Annotated in this window: 1 protein-coding gene; it reads right to left on the bottom strand. The window is 61.6% G+C overall.

The annotated features are described in order from the left end of the window. Positions 1-423: 423 nt before the first annotated feature. On the bottom strand, positions 424-1,542 hold a 1,119-nt coding region (locus Q0349_RS02080; RefSeq protein WP_298079185.1), incomplete at its 5' end, for a Wadjet anti-phage system protein JetD domain-containing protein.

Raw genomic sequence — 1,542 nt, 5'->3', positions numbered from 1 at the left:
TCGCCAGTATTTTTTGCCTCCGTCAGTTTGCCGTAACGGGTTTTGACTTTTTTGACATCGAAGCCAAAGGCTTCGTCGTTGTCAGCGGCGTGCAGTGCGGTTGTCGTCAAGACGACGGTAGCGAGCAGCGTGGTTTTCAGCAAGGTTTGCATGGGTATCTCCCGGTTGGTTTGAAAGACGATGTTAAGGGCTGTTTGTAATTGAAAAATCTCCCCTCCCGCTTTTCAAGGAGAGGGATTCAAATGGTATAGCCATTCACCGAAAGTTTCAGACAAGGCGCGTCGCCGAAGACAGTACGCTTTTGTACGGCGCGGGTTTCCCTAAAAAATGGCTTCGCCATTTTTTAGGGTGCCCGGTCAGGCGACGCAACACAGTATGAGGCTTTCGGTGGATGGCTATAAACAGCTTCTGGTGGCAGCAAGTTTATCCTTCCTGCTCGGCGACGATGCCCGCGGTTTCCACTTCGCAGGCGAGCTCGTCCCAGCCCGCATCACGGGCGTATTTGGCCATTTGTGCGAGGGTGTGTGCGGCGGCGGGGCGGTGTTGGCTGGCGGGGATTTCTGCCGGGCGCATTTTCCAGGGGCGCAGGGTGTGACCGCACGCGGCGGCACAGCGGCTGAGCAGCGCGGCGATGCGGAAGCCGCCTTCGTCGATGTCGCCCCAGTGGTACACGGGGACGTCCTGCGGCAGTCCTGCAAGCAAGCGACCATACAGGGCGCGCCATGCCGGTGAGGGCATCCCGGCGGTGTAAAGGCAGAGGGTATTGCTGTCGCCGTGTTGTCGCGCCCAGCCGTGGAAGGTGGTGAGGTTTTCAATGGTGAGGATTTGCGCGGGCTGTGCGGCCAGTCCATGAATCGCAGACGGCGGCAAGGCGCTGTAGGGGAAATCTGGCGGGAAATCGCCCCGCGTGCGGCGCAATAGGACGTTGCCCGCGAGGCGTACGGGTTGCGGCTCGCGGTAGAGGCCGAGTTCTTGCAGGATTTCGGTGTCGGCGCGGGCTTCGCCGGTGAGGTTGCCGGTGAGCAGTACGTCCAGGCAGGGCAGCAGTTTTTCGATGCGTTTGCTGTCCTGGAACAGTTGCGCGCTGGCGTCGCGCAGCGCCATTTCGGTGATGCCGCGCCGTTCTTGTGCGCGGCACCAGCTCACGGTTTGGCAGGCGTCGTGCCAACGCCCGGCGTGTTCCGGCGTGGTTTGGCGCACGTTTTTCAGTTTTGCCCAGGCAGCGAGGACGTCGTGCAGGACCGGGTAGTCGGCGAGGCAGGCGGCAAGGGTCTCTGTTGCGTGCCGGATTTGTGCGGCGCGGGTTTCTTGGCCGAGGAGGGCCGCCAGTTTGGCTGCGTCGGCGAGTTCGATGCGCTGGATGAAGCCTTGTGGTTCGTGGCGCGGGCGTGTCAGGGTAATCGCGCCTTGTGCCTGCGCCTCTGCCATGATGGCGTCGTAGGTTTTTCTTTGTCTTGTAGCCGCGGTAGCTGGCGGTAGTCTGCCAGCGCTTTGCCGGAAAGGGCGGCGCGGCGCGTCGTCGTGCCTGCCGCATATTTGTCG

Source organism: uncultured Cardiobacterium sp., assembly GCF_938028185.1.
Classification (GTDB): domain Bacteria; phylum Pseudomonadota; class Gammaproteobacteria; order Cardiobacteriales; family Cardiobacteriaceae; genus Cardiobacterium.
This window is presented reverse-complemented; position numbering and strand designations above follow the sequence as displayed.